This window comes from Alcanivorax sp. HI0083 (assembly GCF_001635175.1).
In genome coordinates this window covers 1-810 of record NZ_LWFX01000229.1, presented here as the reverse complement: position 1 = coordinate 810, position 810 = coordinate 1, and the positions used below count along the sequence as shown (strand labels likewise).

Below are 810 nucleotides of genomic sequence, written 5' to 3'. Positions count from 1 at the left end.
CGCCCTGATCACCAACGCCGTCACTGGCCAGATCAAGGTAAGCGGATCGCCATAACCAGACAAAACGCACCACACCGGGGAAGCCCATGCATCAGGAAATCTACTTCGAACAGGCCATGGAACAGTCGCTGCTGGAAAACGGCGGCTATGAAAAAGGTGATGCGGCTGACTTTGATCCGGCACTGGCGCTGTTTCCCGATGAAGTGCTGGCGTTTATCGAGACCAGCCAGCCCAAGCCCTGGCAGGCGCTGGTCAAGCTTCATGGGGACCGGGCCGGGCAGGTACTGCTCACCGCCCTGACCAAGGAGCTGGCCTCAAAAACCGCCTTGCATGTGCTGCGTCATGGCTTCAAGTGCTTCGGCAGGACGTTCCGACTGGCCTGGTTTGCCCCCAACAGCACCATGAACCCCCAGGCGGCGCAGCGGTATGCGAGCAACCGCCTGCGGGTCACCCGGCAGGTGCATTTCAGCGAAACACACCCGAAAAAGTCCCTGGACATGGTCTTGTCGGTCAATGGCCTGCCGGTGGTGACTCTGGAGCTGAAAAACCCCATGACCGGGCAGACCGCCGACCACGCCATGCACCAGTACCGCAACGACCGGGACCCGGCGGAGCCGGTTTTCCGCTTCAAGGAACGGGCGCTGGTGCACTTCGCTGTGGACCCTGACCAGGCCTTCATGACCACCCGCTTGAGCGGCGGCAAAACCTTCTTTCTGCCCTTCAACCGTGGCCACCATTTCGGCGCGGGCAACCCACCCGCCAGCGATGGTAATTACCGCACCGCCTACCTGTGGGAACAGGTACTCACCC

1 protein-coding gene is annotated in these 810 nt (G+C 61.5%); it reads left to right on the top strand.

The window, feature by feature from the left end:
* Positions 1 to 86: 86 nt before the first annotated feature.
* The coding region (locus A3754_RS02505; protein ID WP_255363105.1) for a type I restriction endonuclease at positions 87 to 810 on the top strand (724 nt) is incomplete at its 3' end.